This window comes from Streptomyces sp. SAI-135, assembly GCF_029893805.1.
In the GTDB taxonomy this organism is placed as follows: Bacteria; Actinomycetota; Actinomycetes; order Streptomycetales; family Streptomycetaceae; genus Streptomyces.
Map to the genome: position 1 here is coordinate 4,505,714 of NZ_JARXYP010000002.1, position 16,338 is coordinate 4,522,051.

The following is a 16,338-nucleotide window of genomic DNA, read 5'->3' on the forward strand; positions in this document are numbered from 1 at the left end:
ACCGTTCGCCACTAATTTCCCCGGGATGAGATCCTGGATCGCGTATGTCTACGCACCCTGCCCCCGCCCCCGGCGCCCCCTCCTTCGGGGAACTCGCCGCCCGCCTGACCGAGCTGTCCCTGCGTGACGCGCACCGGCTCGGGCGCAGGCTCGAAGGCGCGCGCAAGATCCGCAAGCCCGAGGCGCGGGCCGCCGTGCTGGCCGAGATCGAGGCGGAGGTCGGCAAGGGCGAGGAACGCGTGCGGGCCCGCCGGGCCCGCGTGCCCGCCGTCTCCTACCCCGAGCAGCTCCCGGTCAGCCAGAAGAAGGACGACATCGCGGCCGCCATCCGCGATCACCAGGTCGTCATCGTGGCCGGTGAGACCGGTTCCGGCAAGACCACCCAGATCCCGAAGATCTGCCTGGAGCTCGGCCGGGGCGTCACGGGCATGATCGGGCACACCCAGCCCCGCCGGATCGCCGCCCGCACGGTCGCCGAGCGGGTCGCCGAGGAGCTGGACACCCCGCTGGGCGAGGCCGTCGGCTGGAAGGTGCGCTTCACCGACCAGGTGAACCCGGACGCGACCTTCGTGAAGCTGATGACCGACGGCATCCTGCTCGCCGAGATCCAGACCGACCGCGAGCTGCGCGCCTACGAAACGATCATCATCGACGAGGCCCACGAGCGGTCCCTCAACATCGACTTCCTGCTCGGGTACCTGGCCCAGCTGCTGCCGAAGCGCCCCGACCTCAAGGTCGTCATCACCTCGGCGACCATCGACCCCGAGCGCTTCTCCCGGCACTTCGGCGACGCCCCGATCGTCGAGGTCAGCGGTCGTACGTATCCCGTGGAGGTCCGCTACCGGCCGCTGCTGGAGGAGGACTCGGACGACTCCGACCGCGACCAGATCACCGCGATCTGCGACGCGGTCGAGGAGCTCCAGGGCGAGGGCAAGGGCGACATCCTCGTGTTTCTCTCCGGGGAGCGGGAGATCCGTGACACCGCGGACGCGCTGGTGAAGAAGAACTACCGCTTCACCGAGGTGCTCCCCCTCTACGCCCGGCTCTCGCACGCCGAGCAGCACCGCGTGTTCCAGCCGCACACCGGGCGCAGGATCGTTCTGGCGACCAACGTCGCCGAGACCTCCCTCACCGTCCCGGGCATCAAGTACGTCATCGACCCCGGCTTCGCCCGCATCTCCCGCTACAGCCATCGCACCAAGGTCCAGCGGCTGCCCATCGAGCCGGTCTCGCAGGCCAGCGCCAACCAGCGCAAGGGCCGCTGCGGCCGTACCTCCGACGGCATCTGCATCCGCCTGTACAGCGAAGAGGACTTCGACGCCCGCCCGGAGTTCACGGACGCCGAGATCCTGCGGACGAACCTCGCCTCCGTCATCCTGCAGATGACCGCGGCCGGCCTCGGCGACATCGAGAAGTTCCCCTTCATCGACCCGCCGGACCACCGCAACATCCGCGACGGCGTCCAACTCCTCCAGGAACTGGGCGCGCTGGACCCGGCGCAGAAGGACGTACGCAAGCGGCTGACCGACACCGGCCGCAAGCTCGCCCAGCTGCCCGTCGACCCGCGGCTCGCACGCATGGTCCTGGAGGCCGACAAGAACGGCTGTGTCCGCGAGGTGATGGTCATAGCCGCCGCGCTGTCCATCCAGGACCCGCGTGAGCGCCCGGCCGACAAGCAGACCCAGGCCGACCAGCAGCACGCCCGCTTCAAGGACGAGACCAGCGACTTCCTCGCCTATCTGAATCTCTGGCGGTACATCCGCGAGCAGCAGAAGGAGCGCGGCTCGTCGTCCTTCCGCCGGATGTGCAAGCAGGAGTACCTCAACTTCCTGCGCATCCGCGAATGGCAGGACATCTACACGCAGTTGCGGACCGTCGCCAAGCAGATGGGGATCCATCTCAACGAGGACGACGCGCCCGACCAGTCCGTCCACGTCTCCCTCCTCGCCGGCCTCCTCTCCCACATCGGGATGAAGGACGTGAAGGACGGCAACAAGAACGAGTACCTGGGCGCCCGCAACGCCAAGTTCGCGATCTTCCCCGGCTCGGCCCTCTTCAAGAAGCAGCCGCGTTTCGTCATGTCGGCGGAACTGGTGGAGACCTCCCGCCTGTGGGCCCGGGTCAACGCGAAGATCGAGCCCGAGTGGGTCGAGCCCCTCGCGGAACACCTGCTGAAGCGGACGTACTCCGAACCGCACTGGGAGAAGGACCAGGCGGCGGTGATGGCGTACGAGAAGGTCACGCTGTACGGCGTGCCGATCGTCGCCCAGCGGAAGGTGAACTACGGCCGCATCGACCCGGAGTCGAGCCGCGAGCTCTTCATCCGCAACGCCCTGGTCGAGGGCGACTGGCGCACCCACCACAAGTTCTTCGCCGACAACCGCAAGCTGCTGAGCGAGGTCGAGGAACTCGAACACCGGGCCCGGCGACGGGACATCGTCGTCGACGACGACACGCTGTTCGACTTCTACGACCAACGGGTGCCCGAACACGTCGTGTCCGGGGCGCACTTCGACTCGTGGTGGAAGCGGAAGCGGCACGAGGAGCCGGACTTCCTGGACTTCGAGCGGGAGATGCTCATCCGGGAGTCCGCGGAGGCGGTCACGAAGGCCGACTACCCCGACTCCTGGCGGCAGGGGCCCCTGAAGTTCCGGGTGACCTACCAGTTCGAGCCGGGCGCGGACGCGGACGGTGTGACGGTCCACATCCCGCTCCAGGTCCTGAACCAGGTCAAGGACGAGGGCTTCGACTGGCAGATCCCGGGCCTGCGCGAGGAGTTGGTGACGGAGCTGATCCGCTCCCTGCCCAAGCCGATCCGCCGCAACTACGTCCCGGCGCCGAACTTCGCGAAGCGGTTCCTGGACACGGCGGTACCGCTCCAGGAGCCGTTGACGGTGACCATGGCCCGCGAGCTGAAGCGGATGGTCGGCGTGCCCTTCGACGCGGAGGACTTCGACCAGTCCCGGGTCCCCGACCACCTCCGCATCACCTTCCGGATCGTGGACGAGCGGCGGCGCAAGCTGGCGGAGGCCAAGGATCTGGAGGCGCTGCGGCTCCAGCTGAAGCCGAAGGCGCGCCAGGCCCTCTCGCAGGCGGCGGCAGCGACCGCGTCCCGCGAGGGCGGGGAGTCCCTGGAACGCAAGGGCCTGACGGACTGGACGATCGGCACGCTCACCCGCGTCTTCGAGACCCGTCGCGCGGGCCAGCCGGTGAAGGCGTACCCGGCGCTGGTGGACGACGGCGACACCGTCTCCGTCCGCCTCTTCGACACCGAGGCCGAGCAGGCCGAGGCCATGTGGAAGGGCACGCGGCGGCTGATCGTGCGCAACATCCCGGTGAGCCCGGCGAAGTTCGCATCCGAGAAGCTGACCAACCCCCAGAAGCTGGCCCTGTCGGCGAACCCGCACGGCTCGATCCAGGCGTTGTTCGACGACTGCGCGACGGCGGCCGCGGACAAGCTGATCGGCGACTTCGGAGGGCCGGCGTGGGACGAGGAGTCGTACCGGAAGCTGTACGACAAGGTGCGCGCCGAGATCGTCGACACGACGGTCCGTACGGTCGGACAGGTGCAGCAGGTGCTCGCCGCCTGGCAGGCCTGTGAGCGGCGTCTGAAGGCCGTACGGAGCCCGGCGCTGCTGGCGAACCTGGCGGACGTACGGAAGCAGTTGGACGCCCTCGTGAAGCCCGGCTTCGTGACGGAGACGGGTCTGCGCCGCCTTCCGGACCTCATGCGCTACCTGGTCGCGGCGGACCGCCGGCTCCAGCAGATGCCGACGAACGTCCAGCGGGACACGACCCGCATGGAGAAGGTCCACGAGATGCAGGACGAGTACGCCTGGCTCCTGGAACAGCTCCCCAAGGGGCGGCCCGTGCCCCAGCAGGTCCTGGACATCCGCTGGATGATCGAGGAGCTCCGGGTCAGCTATTTCGCCCACGCGCTCGGCACGGCGTACCCCATCTCCGACAAGCGGATCGTGAAGGCGATCGACACCCTGGCTCCGTGACGACACCTGCACACAGGGTGAGTTCGACCAGGACGTCCCTGCTCCTGTACAGTCCTTCTCGCAGCGCAACGCAGCAATAAGCGCCGCGAAACCTGGTCCTGTGGAGCAGTTTGGAGTGCTCGCCACCCTGTCAAGGTGGAGGCCGCGGGTTCAAATCCCGTCAGGACCGCAGTAGAAGGAGGGCCCGCATCCCGGCAACGGGGTGCGGGCCCTCCTTCATGCGCTTACAGGCCCAGCACGTCCGGTGTTTGAGGACGAGGCCCCTTCAGGGCCGAAGCGGGGGGCTGGGGGCGGCAGCCCCAGGGCGGTCACGGCAGCTCCGGGTGAGGCAGGACAGGCCCACGGCGCCCCCGTGGAGCGCCACGCCATCTTGACGGCGCCGTCAGACCCCGGTACCCAGAAACCAGGCCCCCGTTCCCAGCGGAGCCCGGAGGTGGCGCATGGCGGCAACGGTCAGGCACGAGACGCGGGCCCTGCTCCGCGCGCATCTGTCGGCCGCGTCGTCGTATCGGCATCTGACCCGCCACTGCCCGATCTGCCACCGCCTGTTGCGGCTGGCGATGGACTCGGCCCCGGCGGCCGGGCCGCCCCCGGAGAAGTCCGTGGAGGAGTTCGCGGAGGACGAGAGCCCCTCTCCCGCGTGACGCTCTCTAGCGCAGCGGGAGCGACGGCGACAAGGACTCTGGCATGTGACGGGAGTCACCGCATGAGTTTTTGAAACCGTGGAACTTACCGCTCCCCTACAACAGGTCAATTTAATATGTGCAATTGCACCCCTGGTCACACCTCACCCAGGGGCCGCCCCACAGGAGATCCGACACCCCTCCCCAGACTCCGACAAGCCCGCTCACAGGCCCACCGGGCGCCCACGGTCCGCGCACAAAAAAGATCGCGCTGGACTCGGCGGAGTCCAGCGCGATCGACGACGAGCTTGAGAATGGGCCCTGTTGGGGCAGGACCCGCGTCGCTTGGAGCCGGTGTTCGGACGCCGCGGCCAGCTGGGGGGCGGGCCGGTTTGTCCGGTTATTCAGTTGTTCAGGCCTCGCTGCGCTGCTGCGGGATACCCGCGAGCAGAGCGCGGACCTCAGCCTCGCGGTAACGGCGGTGCCCGCCGAGCGTGCGGATCGACGTGAGCTTGCCGGCCTTCGCCCACCGCGTGACCGTCTTCGGGTCCACGCGGAACATCGTGGCGACCTCAGCCGGGGTCAGCAGCGGCTCGGCATCAGGGGTGCGAGCGGTCATGAGCGGCCTCCTCGGGAGAACCGAACCTTCTCGGTTCTTTCCTCTAAATTCTGCACCTTGACCCGCGTTGCCCGAAATGGCGGATGCGGGTCGAGTCGGTTATAGGACGAACGGCTTGTCCTCGGCACTACAACTACACCATCTGTCCAGCCGCGTCGGCCAAACCGATGGAATTGCCCCCCAGGCGTTCATCGGCGACGGAAGCCGATGGACCATGCCATAGCGGACAGTCACGCCTCTGTGACGATCAGTCACAGAGGCGATCAGGAGTCACCAGACCCCCCAAAGCGGAACCTCCCCCGGGCCCCTTGTCCTATTTTGGCATGAGGAGAGGCAAGAGATGCAAGAGCCCGGGTACGTGCGGTCCGTCACGCTTGACACGTCGTGAGGTGTACGCCCGGATCGGGACCTACGTCCCTTGTCGGTGAGACTTCAGGGGAAGTTGAACCCTTGAGCGAGGACGAAACCCCAAAACGGGCGTCAGGTCAAACGCCTGTTCGTGACATGGCGCACATTCAGTTCGCCGAGCGACGATCCCTGACGGACCGCCAGCGCTCCACGAGCCGCCCGTAGGCCTCGCCCGCCGCGGCCCCGTCACCGTGCCGCAGCGCCTCGATGCCCTCGGCCACGTCGGCCGCCGAGTGGTCGTCCTCCAGCTCGCCCGGCGGGAGCACATGCACCAGACCGCCGTAGTCGAGCTCGACCAGCGAACGCGGGTGGAACTCCTCCAGCCAGCGCCCCACATCGATCAGGCCGTCGATGAGCGGCCCCTCGTCGACGGCGTCCTTGAGGGCCCGCAGAGCCCGCGCCACGCGCCGCCTGGCCTGCACCATGGGCGTGCGGTAGCGCAGCATCGGCGGGACCTCGCCGGACCCCTTGTCGAAGCGCCGCTCCTCGTCGGAAACGAGCACGAACCAGTTCAGCGGCACCTGCCAGGTCGCCGTGCGGATCCAGGGCCGGGCGTCCGGGTTGCGGGCGAGCCAGCGCTCGTAGTCCTGGGCGGTCTGGCGGCGTACGACCTCGGGCAGCACCGCGTCCAGGACCGGCCCCGGCAGCTCCTCCCCGAGCTCCTCCAGGGCCAGCCAGCCGCGCAGCCGGGTCCGCCACGGACACACGCACACCACGCCGTCGACCTCGAGCACGAACGCGTCGCTGCTCTCGTGCACCGGCACCGGGACGGGCGGGGTGGGCAGCAGATCGGCCAGGGAGCGGCGCAGCTCGTCCTGGTACGAGGGACGGTCCGGGCGGCGGGCGTAGCGCTCCCAGTGGGTGCGCTCGGGCTCGGGGAAGGCGGCCAGCGGTTCGTACACGCGCAGATAGGTCGCGTACGGGACGATCACCGAGGACACCTTGGGCACGCCTGCTCTCTCCCCCGCCGCCTGCCGGGAAAACCTGCGAAACCCGCACACAAACGCGCGGGAAAACTATGCAAATCGTCGCACGCCGACACCCGCCGAGAAGGTGATCCTGAGCACTGCACGGTCAGGGGCCGCCACAGGCTCTAATCTCGTGCCCACAGGCCCCGCCACCCTTACGGGCGCCTGTGTCCCATCGCCGCATTGGACCCAGGAGTCACCACAGTGACCGACGTAACCGGCGCCGCTGCCGATGTGCTGCACACCCTGTTCCACTCGGACCAGGGCGGTCATGAGCAGGTCGTGCTCTGCCAGGACCGCAAGAGCGGCCTCAAGGCCGTCATCGCCCTCCACTCCACCGCGCTCGGCCCCGCCCTCGGCGGGACGCGCTTCTACCCCTACGCGAGCGAGCAGGAGGCCGTCGCCGACGCGCTGAACCTCGCGCGCGGGATGTCGTACAAGAACGCCATGGCCGGGCTCGACCACGGCGGTGGCAAGGCCGTGATCATCGGCGATCCCGAGCGCGACAAGAGCGAGGAACTGCTCCTCGCGTACGGCCGTTTCGTGGCCTCGCTCGGCGGCCGCTACGTCACCGCGTGCGACGTCGGCACCTATGTCGCCGACATGGACGTCGTCGCCCGGGAGTGCCGCTGGACGACGGGCCGCTCCCCGGAGAACGGCGGCGCCGGCGACTCCTCCGTCCTCACCGCCTTCGGCGTCTACCAGGGCATGCGCGCCAGCGCCGCGCACCTGTGGGGCGACCCCTCGCTCACCGGCCGCAGGGTCGGCATCGCGGGCGTCGGCAAGGTCGGGCACCATCTGGTCGAGCACCTGCGGGCCGAGGGCGCCGAGGTCCTGATCACGGACGTGCGGGAGGAGGCCGTGGGCCGGATCCTCGCGGCGCACCCGACGGGCGTCACGGCCGTCGCCGACACCGCCACCCTCATCCGCGCCGAGGGCTTGGACATCTACGCCCCCTGCGCGCTCGGCGGCGCCCTCAACGACGACACCGTGCCCGCGCTGACCGCGCGGATCGTCTGCGGTGCCGCCAACAACCAGCTCGCCCACCCGGGCGTCGAGAAGGACCTCGCCGACCGCGGGATCCTCTACGCGCCGGACTACGTGGTGAACGCCGGCGGGGTCATCCAGGTCGCCGACGAACTGCACGGGTTCGACTTCGAGCGGTGCAAGGCGAAGGCCGCGAAGATCTACGACACCACGCTCGCCATATTCGCACGTGCGAAGGAAGACGGGATTCCGCCGGCCGCCGCGGCCGACCGGATCGCCGAGCAGCGGATGCACGAGGCGGCCAGGAAACCGGCGCACTGACGTTTGACCGGTACCCGTCGGCGCACACTTAGAGAGAACTCTCACGTTCGTCGGCGGGTCGGCCGCGAAGAAGTGGTTAAAATCGCGGTTGACCAGCGGGGACGGGGCTCCCCGAGGGTCCTGGGGCCGGGCCCGTGGTGCGGGCGACGTACCGTATGGGCGTGGGCTCAGGTACCGTGGAAGCCCTACGGACCGGTCTCTCTGCGGAGAGCCCGTTCCAGATCATGAACGCGTGTCAAGACTCTGGGGCCACCGAGCCCCGTATCCGAGGGGGTCGAGCCATGGGGCGCGGCCGGGCAAAGGCCAAGCAGACGAAGGTCGCCCGCCAGCTGAAGTACAGCAGCGGCGGGACTGATCTGTCGCGTCTGGCCAATGAGCTGGGCGCTTCGACTTCGAGCCAGCCGCCGAATGGCGAGCCGTTCGAGGACGACGACGAGGAAGACGACCCGTACGCCCAGTACGCGGATCTCTATAACGACGACGAGGACGAGGACGACGAGTCCGGTCCTGCGTCTCAACGCCGCGGAGCTTGACGACCTAGCTGTGCGTAACCCGGTCCGGGGTGGTCCACACCACCGGACCGGGTTTTGCGCTGCCTGTCGGTCTCCGGGCGCCGCCGCTCCTAGGCGTAGTCGCCCACGAGCTCGGCGCCCGTGGCGTGCTCGCCGCGGTCCGTGATCTCGCCCGCGACCCAGGCCTCGACCCCGCGGTCGGCCAGGGTGGCCAGGGCGACGTCCGCCGACTCCTGGGGGACGATCGCGATCATGCCGACGCCCATGTTCAGGGTCTTCTCCAGCTCCAGGCGCTCGACCTGCCCCGTCCTGCCGACGAGGTCGAAGATCGGGGCCGGGGTCCAGGTGGTCCGGTCGACGACCGCGTGCAGGCCGTCGGGGATGACCCGGGCCAGGTTGGCCGCCAGACCGCCGCCGGTGACGTGCGAGAAGGCGTGCACCTCGGCCGTGCGGATCAGGGCCAGGCAGTCCAGCGAATAGATCTTGGTGGGCTCCAGGAGCTCCTCGCCGAGGGTGCGGCCCAGCTCGTCGATCCGGGCGTCCAGGGCGAGGCCCGCCTCGTTCAGGAGCACATGCCGCACGAGCGAGTACCCGTTCGAGTGAAGACCCGAGGCCGCCATGGCGATGACCGCGTCACCCTTACGGATGCGATCCGCGCCGAGCAGCCGGTCGGCCTCCACGACGCCCGTACCGGCGCCGGCGACGTCGAAGTCGTCCGGACCCAGCAGGCCGGGGTGCTCGGCCGTCTCACCGCCCACCAGGGCGCAGCCGGCGAGCACACAGCCCTCGGCGATGCCCTTGACGATCGCGGCGACCCGCTCGGGGTGCACCTTGCCGACGCAGATGTAGTCGGTCATGAACAGCGGCTCGGCCCCGCACACCACGATGTCGTCCATGACCATCGCGACCAGGTCGTGGCCGATCGTGTCGTAGACGCCCAGCTGGCGCGCGATGTCGACCTTGGTGCCCACGCCGTCGGTGGCGGAGGCGAGCAGGGGACGCTCGTAGCGCTTGAGGGCGGAGGCGTCGAAGAGTCCGGCGAAACCGCCGAGGCCGCCGAGGACCTCGGGGCGCTGGGTCTTCTTCACCCACTCCTTCATGAGTTCTACGGCGCGGTCGCCCGCCTCGATGTCGACGCCCGCGGCTGCGTAGCTGGCACCAGTTGTCTCAGACATGGCAGTAGAGAACTTTCGTGTCGTACGGCAGGTATGACGGGCTGCCTACGGGCGACGGATCGCGTCGGCCGCGGCCGTGGCGGCGGGCCCTGCGGCCAGCTCGGTCTCCAGGAGCTGCTTGCCGAGCAGCTCGGGGTCCGGGAGATCCATCGGGTACTCGCCGTCGAAGCAGGCGCGGCAGAGGTTCGGCTTGGCGATGGTGGTCGCCTCGATCATGCCGTCGATGGAGATGTACGCCAGGGAGTCGGCGCCCAGTGAGGTGCCGATCTCGTCGATCGTCATGCCGTTGGCGATGAGTTCGGCGCGGGTGGCGAAGTCGATGCCGAAGAAGCAGGGCCACTTGACGGGGGGCGAGGAGATCCGGATGTGGACCTCGGCGGCGCCCGCCTCGCGGAGCATGCGGACCAGGGCGCGCTGGGTGTTGCCGCGCACGATCGAGTCGTCGACGACGACCAGCCGCTTGCCCTTGATGACTTCCTTGAGCGGGTTCAGCTTCAGGCGGATGCCGAGCTGGCGAATGGTCTGCGAGGGCTGGATGAACGTACGGCCGACATAGGCGTTCTTCACCAGGCCCGCGCCGAAGGGGATGCCGGACGCCTCGGCGTAGCCGATGGCCGCCGGGGTGCCGGACTCCGGGGTCGCTATGACCAGGTCGGCCTCGACGGGCGCCTCCTTGGCGAGCTTGCGGCCCATCTCCACGCGGGAGAGGTAGACGTTCCGGCCGGCGATGTCGGTGTCGGGGCGCGCCAGATAGACGTACTCGAAGACACAGCCCTTGGGCTTCGCTTCCGCGAATCGGGAGGTGCGCAGGCCGTTCTCGTCGATGGCGACGAACTCGCCCGGCTCGATCTCGCGGACGTAGGCCGCGCCGCAGATGTCGAGGGCGGCGGACTCGGAGGCGACCACCCAGCCGCGCTCCAGGCGGCCGAGGACCAGCGGGCGGATGCCCTGCGGGTCACGGGCCGCGTAGAGGGTGTGCTCGTCCATGAAGACGAGGGAGAACGCGCCGCGCACCTGCGGGAGGACGGAATGGGCCGCCTCCTCGATGGTCAGGGGCTTGCCGTCCTCGTCGACCTGGGCCGCGAGGAGCGCGGTGAGCAGGTCGGTGTCGTTGGTGGCGGCCACCCGGGGGCTGCGCCCCTCCTGCTTGGGCAGGTCGGCGACCATCTCGGCGAGCTGCGCCGTGTTGACCAGGTTGCCGTTGTGGCCGAGCGCGATGGAACCGTGCCCGGTGGCACGGAAGGTCGGCTGGGCGTTCTCCCACACGGAGGCGCCGGTGGTCGAGTAGCGGGCGTGTCCGACCGCGATGTGACCCTGGAGCGAACCGAGAGAGGTCTCGTCGAAGACCTGGGACACGAGGCCCATGTCCTTGAAGACGAGGATCTGGGAGCCGTTGCTGACCGCGATTCCCGCGGATTCCTGGCCCCGATGCTGGAGGGCGTAGAGCCCGAAGTACGTGAGCTTGGCGACCTCTTCGCCCGGAGCCCAGACACCGAAGACGCCGCAAGCGTCCTGGGGGCCCTTCTCGCCGGGGAGCAGGTCGTGGTTGAGTCGTCCGTCACCACGTGGCACGGCTCCGAGTGTAGGCGAGATCGACCACTGGTCCGAATTCGTGGAGAGTGGGCTTTCTTACTCCGCCCGGGCCGTAACGCTCCTGCCGGGCGCCTTGGTGATCTTCAGGGTTTTGTGTTCCTGCTGGTAGGAGACCTTCCCGGAGAGGATTCCGGCGAGTTCGCGCTCGGTCTTCATCACCGGGCCCGCACACATCATGCGTGTGGTCGCGAGACGCCCGAACTCGATGGTGCCGTCCTTGACGGTGGCCCTGCCGTGGAAGGTGTTGCAGCCGAGGCTGCCGGTGACGGTGTCGTTCTTGGTGAGGGTGAGGTAGGCGTTCTTGCCGAGGGACCAGCGGGTGCCCTTGAGCGGCGGGGCCGTCTTCTCCCGAAAGGTGATGCTGTCGCCGTCGGCGCGGGTCAGGGTGAGGGTCCTGGTGCCGTCGCGTTCGGAGACCCTGGCCTTGTGGGTGCCTTCGAAGACGCTGGTGAACCGGGTCTCGAACTCCCCGAGCGGGTCGGGACAGCCGATCAGCGTCTGGACCAGGTCGGTGATCCGCACGGTGTCGCCGTCGATCTCGGCATCGGCGCCGATGCTGTTGCAGCCGACCGAGCCGCCGGACTCGCCGCCGTCCTCGCGGGAGGCGTCGGCGTCGGGCTTGAAGACGATGCGGGCGTCCTGGACGGTCTCGGCGTCCTTCGGCAGGACGTACTCCTTGCCGTCCACGGTCACCTTCTGCGGCAGCCAGTCGATGCCCGCGATGTCGGCGGCACTCTTGATCGAGTCGATCGAGTCGCTTCCGGCGCCGGATTCCGTGCCGCAGGCGGCCAGCAGCGTGGTGACCACGGCGGCCAGGGTGGCGGCGCATTTCACACGTGTCGTCCGCTTCATGGCACTTGGACGCACGAGGGGCGCGAAGGGTTCAGTTCATCAGGGGAAGCAGAGCGCCCAGGTCCGCCCGCTCCCCGCTCGCGCTGACCTTGGCCCCCTCCAGCGCGTCCTTCCAGGTCAGCCTTCCGGTGGCGAGCCGGATCCAGGTCAGCGGATCGGTCTCGACGACGTTCGGCGGGGTGCCCCGGGTGTGCTTCGGCCCCTCGACGCACTGCACGACGGCGTACGGCGGGATCCGCACCTCGGTGGAACCGCCGGGCGCCTTCAGGGCGAGGGCGTCGGCAAGCAGGCGGGTACAGGCGGCGAGCGCCTGGCGGTCGTGGGGGATGCCGAGGCCGGGGACGGCGGCGTTGAGGTCGTCGGTGTGGACGACGAGCTCGACGGTCCGGGTGACCAGGTAGTCGGCGAGGGGCATCGCACCGGCGTTGGTCTCCAGGAGCCGCGTGCCGGGGTGGGCGTCCAGCAGCTCGGCCAGGGTGCGGTCGGTGTCGCCGAGGTAGGCGTCGAGGTCGGGGTGCCGCTCGGCGAGGCCCCGGGTGAACTCGGCGATGGCCGAGGAACTGGCGGCGGTGGCGAAGGGCCAGTCCAGGACCGTGGCGTCCTGCCGGGCGGGCTCGGGCCGGTCCAGGCTCCGGTGGACGGCCGTGACCGCCATCCCGATGTGCGCGACCAGCTCCCGTACGGTCCACTCCCCCAGCCGCGTGGGGAGCGCCAGTTGCTCGGGGGTCAGGGTGGCTACGGCCTCCCGTACGTTTCCGAACTGGGCCTGCACGGCCTTGCGGATCTTGACGGGGTCGTAGGTGCGGGTGCGCTTCCTGGCCGTGGGCATGGCGATGAGCCTAGTCCGGTGGCACCGTGACGAAAGGCCCCGCCCGTCACGAGGACGGGCGGGGCCTTCGCGGTCGTAAGACTGCCGGCTACTTGAGCAGTGCCGGGATCGTCTCCTCGTGCGCGGTGCGCAGTTCCTCCAGGGACAGGGCGAACTCGCCCTGGAGCTCGACCGAGTCGCCGTCGACGACACCGATGCGGGTGGCGGGCAGGCCGCGCGCGCCGCACATGTCGTTGAAGCGGAGCTCCTCGGAGCGCGGGACCGCCACCACGGCGCGGCCGGCCGACTCCGAGAACAGCAGCGTGAACGCGTCCAGACCGTCCGGGACGATCAGGCGGGCGCCCTTGCCACCGAGCAGGGCCGACTCCACGACCGCCTGGATCAGGCCGCCGTCGGAGAGGTCGTGCGCGGAGTCGATCATGCCGTCGCGGGAGGCCGAGATCAGGATCTCCGCCAGCAGCCGCTCGCGCTCCAGGTCGACCTTGGGCGGCAGGCCGCCGAGGTGGTCGTGGACGACCTGGGACCAGGCCGAGCCGCCGAACTCCTCACGCGTGTCGCCGAGGAGGTACAGCAGCTGGCCCTCCTCCTGGAAGGCGACCGGCGTACGGCGGGCCACGTCGTCGATGACGCCGAGCACGGCCACCACCGGGGTCGGGTGGATGGCCGCCTCGCCCGTCTGGTTGTACAGGGAGACGTTGCCACCGGTGACCGGGGTGCCCAACTGCTGGCACGCGTCGGCCAGTCCGCGGATGGCCTCCGCGAACTGCCACATGACGGCCGGGTCCTCGGGCGAGCCGAAGTTCAGGCAGTCGGAGACGGCGAGCGGCTTGGCACCGGTCGTCGCCACGTTCCGGTAGGCCTCCGACAGCGCCAGCTGGGCGCCCGCGTACGGGTCGAGCTTGGCGTAACGGCCGTTGCCGTCCGTCGCGATGGCGACACCGAGGCCGGTCTCCTCGTCGATGCGGATCATGCCGGAGTCCTCCGGCTGGGCCAGCACCGTGTTGCCCTGCACGAAGTGGTCGTACTGCGAGGTGATCCACTTCTTGGACGCCTGGTTGGGAGAGCTCACCAGCTTCAGTACCTGCTGCTTGAGCTCGTCCGACGTCGTGGGCCGGGGCAGCTTGTTCGCGTCGTCCGCCTGGAGCTCGTCCTGCCAGGAGGGGCGGGCGTAGGGGCGCTCGTAGACCGGGCCGTCGTGCGCGACCGTGCGCGGGTCGACGTCGACGATCTTGCCGCCGTGCCAGTAGATCTCCAGGCGGTCACCGTCGGTGACCTCACCGATGACGGTGGCGATGACGTCCCACTTGTCGCAGATCTCCAGGAACCGGTCGACCTTCTCCGGCTCCACGACCGCGCACATGCGTTCCTGCGACTCGCTCATGAGGATTTCCTCGGGCGAGAGGGTGGAGTCGCGCAGGGGTACGTCGTCCAGCGTGACGCGCATGCCGCCGGAGCCGTTGGAGGCGAGCTCGGAGGTGGCGCAGGACAGGCCGGCCGCGCCGAGGTCCTGGATGCCGACGACCAGCTTCTCCTTGAAGGCCTCCAGGGTGCACTCGATGAGGAGCTTCTCCTGGAAGGGGTCGCCGACCTGCACGGCCGGGCGCTTCGAGGGCTTGGCGTCGTCGAAGGTCTCGGAGGCGAGGATCGAGGCGCCGCCGATGCCGTCGCCGCCGGTGCGGGCGCCGTACAGGATGACCTTGTTGCCCGCGCCGGACGCCTTCGCGAGGTGGATGTCCTCGTGCCGCATCACACCGATGGCACCGGCGTTGACCAGCGGGTTGCCCTGGTAGCAGGCGTCGAAGACGACCTCGCCGCCGATGTTGGGGAGCCCGAGGCAGTTGCCGTAGCCGCCGATGCCGGCGACGACACCCGGCAGCACGCGCTTGGTGTCGGGGTGATCAGCGGCACCGAACCGCAGCGGGTCCACGACCGCCACCGGCCGGGCGCCCATCGCGATGATGTCGCGCACGATGCCGCCGACACCGGTGGCCGCGCCCTGGTAGGGCTCGACGTAGGAGGGGTGGTTGTGCGACTCGACCTTGAAGGTGACCGCGTAACCCTGGCCGACGTCGACCACGCCCGCGTTCTCGCCGATGCCGACGAGGAGGGCGTCCGACTGGGGCGCCTTCTCGCCGAACTGGCGCAGGTGCACCTTCGACGACTTGTACGAGCAGTGCTCGGACCACATGACCGAGTACATGGCGAGTTCGGCACCGGTGGGCCGGCGGCCGAGGATCTCCACGACCCGCTCGTACTCGTCCTTCTTCAGGCCCAGTTCGGCCCAGGGCAGCTCGACGTCGGGGGTCGCGGCCGCGTGTTCGACCGTGTCCAGAGGCGTCCGGCTCATGCGTTGACCAGCTTCTTGAGGATCGAGGTGAAGAACGGAAGGCCGTCGGTGCGGCCCGTGCCGATCAGCGGCTCGGTGGCGTGCTCCGGGTGCGGCATGAGGCCCACGACGTTCCCGGCCTCGTTGGTGATGCCGGCGATGTCCCGGAGGGAGCCGTTGGGGTTGAAGTCCAGGTAGCGGAAGACGACCCGCCCCTCGGCCTCCAGCTTGTCCAGCGTGTACTCGTCGGCGACGTACCGGCCGTCCATGTTCTTCAGCGGAATGTGGATCTCCTGGCCGGACGTGTAGTCGACGGTCCAGGCGGTGTCCGCGTTCTCCACCCGCAGCTTCTGGTCGCGGCAGATGAAGTGGAGGTGGTCGTTGCCGAGCATGCCGCCGGGGAGGAGGTGGGCCTCGGTGAGGATCTGGAAGCCGTTGCAGATACCGAGGACCGGGAGTCCTGCCCTGGCCTGCTCGATGACCGTCTCCATCACGGGCGAGAAGCGGGAGATGGCGCCGGCCCGCAGATAGTCGCCGTAGGAGAAGCCGCCGGGAAGGACGACCGCGTCCACCTGGTGGAGGTCCTTGTCCTTGTGCCACAGCGCGACCGGTTCGGCGCCCGCGAGGCGGATCGCGCGCTGGGTGTCGCGGTCGTCCAGGCTGCCGGGGAAAGTGACGACGCCAATACGAGCGGTCACTTCACGGCCTCCGCGACTTCCTCCACCTTGACGGTGAAGTCCTCGATCACGGTGTTGGCGAGGAAGGATTCCGCAAGATCATGGATGCGGGCGAGCGCGGCCTCGTCGACCGGGCCGTCCACTTCCAGTTCGAATCGCTTTCCCTGACGTACGTCGGAGATGCCTTCGAAACCCAGTCGCGGCAGTGCGCGCTGGACCGCCTGGCCCTGGGGGTCGAGGATCTCCGGCTTGAGCATGACGTCGACTACGACGCGTGCCACTGGCACTCCCGGTGGTGTGGTGCTGAGCAGGTTCCTTCAGACTACCCGCACAAAATTTCTACGCGCGTTGAGTTGTAGGAATCTACGTGACGGCCATCACGACGCAACGCAGACGTGGCCGTACGCGAAAATTTCCGGGAAAGATCTCAGATCGACACCTGAT

Annotated in this window: 13 protein-coding genes and 1 tRNA gene; 5 read left to right on the forward strand and 9 right to left on the reverse strand. The window is 69.1% G+C overall.

The window, feature by feature from the left end; all coding sequences use genetic code 11:
- Window positions 1-44 precede the first annotated feature (44 nt).
- The 3 genes from hrpA (at window position 45) to M2163_RS24790 (ending at window position 4,648) form a co-directional block, all read left to right on the forward strand.
- Complete coding sequence (gene hrpA / locus M2163_RS24780) at window positions 45-4,004, forward strand: ATP-dependent RNA helicase HrpA (protein ID WP_280895057.1); 3,960 nt, start codon at window positions 45-47, stop codon at window positions 4,002-4,004.
- A 94-nt stretch (window positions 4,005-4,098) separates the two neighbouring features.
- A tRNA-Asp gene (locus tag M2163_RS24785) sits at window positions 4,099-4,173 on the forward strand.
- A gap of 271 nt (window positions 4,174-4,444) precedes the next feature.
- Entirely contained in the window at window positions 4,445-4,648 is a 204-nt protein-coding gene (locus M2163_RS24790; protein WP_280895058.1) for a DUF6274 family protein, read from the forward strand.
- Between the two features lie 391 nt (window positions 4,649-5,039).
- Here M2163_RS24790 and bldC read toward each other — a convergent pair whose 3' ends face one another.
- Window positions 5,040-5,246, reverse strand: a complete 207-nt coding sequence (gene bldC, locus M2163_RS24795; RefSeq protein WP_003949541.1) for a developmental transcriptional regulator BldC — start codon at window positions 5,244-5,246, stop codon at window positions 5,040-5,042.
- A 515-nt stretch (window positions 5,247-5,761) separates the two neighbouring features.
- Window positions 5,762-6,604 carry a hypothetical protein gene (locus M2163_RS24800; RefSeq protein ID WP_280895059.1) on the reverse strand — a complete coding sequence of 281 codons (843 nt, stop codon included), beginning with the start codon at window positions 6,602-6,604 and terminating at the stop codon, window positions 5,762-5,764.
- Between the two features lie 222 nt (window positions 6,605-6,826).
- Here M2163_RS24800 and M2163_RS24805 point away from each other — a divergent pair, with 222 nt between their 5' ends.
- Both M2163_RS24805 and M2163_RS24810 read left to right on the forward strand, forming a co-directional pair.
- Window positions 6,827-7,930: a Glu/Leu/Phe/Val dehydrogenase dimerization domain-containing protein gene (locus M2163_RS24805; protein ID WP_280895060.1), complete on the forward strand. Its 1,104-nt coding sequence runs from the start codon at window positions 6,827-6,829 to the stop codon at window positions 7,928-7,930.
- Between the two features lie 281 nt (window positions 7,931-8,211).
- The gene (locus tag M2163_RS24810; RefSeq protein ID WP_028808738.1) at window positions 8,212-8,463 is read left to right on the forward strand and encodes a DUF3073 domain-containing protein; all 252 of its coding nucleotides are present in this window, start codon (window positions 8,212-8,214) and stop codon (window positions 8,461-8,463) included.
- An 89-nt stretch (window positions 8,464-8,552) separates the two neighbouring features.
- Here M2163_RS24810 and purM read toward each other — a convergent pair whose 3' ends face one another.
- The 7 genes from purM to purS form a co-directional block, all read right to left on the reverse strand.
- Window positions 8,553-9,617 carry a phosphoribosylformylglycinamidine cyclo-ligase gene (gene purM, locus M2163_RS24815; RefSeq protein WP_280895061.1) on the reverse strand — a complete coding sequence of 355 codons (1,065 nt, stop codon included), beginning with the start codon at window positions 9,615-9,617 and terminating at the stop codon, window positions 8,553-8,555.
- A gap of 45 nt (window positions 9,618-9,662) precedes the next feature.
- Window positions 9,663-11,189, reverse strand: coding sequence for an amidophosphoribosyltransferase (gene purF / locus M2163_RS24820; protein WP_280850636.1), 1,527 nt, complete (start codon window positions 11,187-11,189; stop codon window positions 9,663-9,665).
- 57 nt (window positions 11,190-11,246) lie between these two features.
- Window positions 11,247-12,017 carry an META domain-containing protein gene (locus M2163_RS24825; RefSeq protein ID WP_280895062.1) on the reverse strand — a complete coding sequence of 257 codons (771 nt, stop codon included), beginning with the start codon at window positions 12,015-12,017 and terminating at the stop codon, window positions 11,247-11,249.
- Between the two features lie 76 nt (window positions 12,018-12,093).
- Window positions 12,094-12,891: a maleylpyruvate isomerase family mycothiol-dependent enzyme gene (locus M2163_RS24830; protein ID WP_280895063.1), complete on the reverse strand. Its 798-nt coding sequence runs from the start codon at window positions 12,889-12,891 to the stop codon at window positions 12,094-12,096.
- An 88-nt stretch (window positions 12,892-12,979) separates the two neighbouring features.
- A complete protein-coding gene (gene purL / locus M2163_RS24835) occupies window positions 12,980-15,238 on the reverse strand; it encodes a phosphoribosylformylglycinamidine synthase subunit PurL (protein WP_280850633.1) in 2,259 nt (752 codons plus the stop codon).
- The gene (purQ, locus tag M2163_RS24840) at window positions 15,235-15,915 is read right to left on the reverse strand and encodes a phosphoribosylformylglycinamidine synthase subunit PurQ (RefSeq protein WP_037722174.1); all 681 of its coding nucleotides are present in this window, start codon (window positions 15,913-15,915) and stop codon (window positions 15,235-15,237) included. Before purQ ends, purL begins: the two co-directional genes overlap by 4 nt.
- Complete coding sequence (gene purS, locus M2163_RS24845; RefSeq protein WP_003999970.1) at window positions 15,912-16,175, reverse strand: phosphoribosylformylglycinamidine synthase subunit PurS; 264 nt, start codon at window positions 16,173-16,175, stop codon at window positions 15,912-15,914. The genes purQ and purS overlap by 4 nt, the downstream gene beginning before the upstream one ends.
- Between the last annotated feature and the right edge of the window lie 163 nt (window positions 16,176-16,338).

Excerpts from the sequence above, each read along its gene's own strand:
- bldC (WP_003949541.1), bottom strand. The coding sequence starts at position 5,246 with ATGACCGCTCGCACCCCTGATGCCGAGCCGCTGCTGACCCCGGCTGAG.
- M2163_RS24790 (WP_280895058.1), top strand. The coding sequence starts at position 4,445 with ATGGCGGCAACGGTCAGGCACGAGACGCGGGCCCTGCTCCGCGCGCAT.
- M2163_RS24810 (WP_028808738.1), top strand. The coding sequence starts at position 8,212 with ATGGGGCGCGGCCGGGCAAAGGCCAAGCAGACGAAGGTCGCCCGCCAG.
- purM (WP_280895061.1), bottom strand. The coding sequence starts at position 9,617 with ATGTCTGAGACAACTGGTGCCAGCTACGCAGCCGCGGGCGTCGACATC.
- hrpA (WP_280895057.1), top strand. The coding sequence starts at position 45 with ATGTCTACGCACCCTGCCCCCGCCCCCGGCGCCCCCTCCTTCGGGGAA.
- purL (WP_280850633.1), bottom strand. The coding sequence starts at position 15,238 with ATGAGCCGGACGCCTCTGGACACGGTCGAACACGCGGCCGCGACCCCC.
- M2163_RS24830 (WP_280895063.1), bottom strand. The coding sequence starts at position 12,891 with ATGCCCACGGCCAGGAAGCGCACCCGCACCTACGACCCCGTCAAGATC.